Below are 207 nucleotides of genomic sequence, written 5' to 3'. Positions count from 1 at the left end.
CGGGATGGGTACGCGTGGAACCCCTTCTCCATTGCCACCAAACCTATTTTGTTCAAGGTATATACCCTGAAAACTGAATGCGAAGTTTGAAAAGCCTGCTTGAATATCATTTAGGATAAGCCCTCGACCGATTAGTATTCGTCAGCTCCACACATTGCTGTGCTTCCACCCCGAACCTATCTACCTCGTCGTCTTCAAGGGGTCTTA

1 rRNA gene is annotated in these 207 nt (G+C 47.3%); it reads right to left on the bottom strand.

Going from position 1 to position 207, the window contains the following annotated elements:
* Positions 1 to 111: 111 nt before the first annotated feature.
* A 23S ribosomal RNA gene (locus tag ACXX53_RS23280) occupies positions 112 to 207 on the bottom strand; the annotation flags it as partial.

This window comes from Paenibacillus marinisediminis (assembly GCF_054343325.1).
The sequence above is the reverse complement of the archived record's forward strand: the minus strand, read 5'-3'. Positions and strand labels throughout refer to the sequence as shown.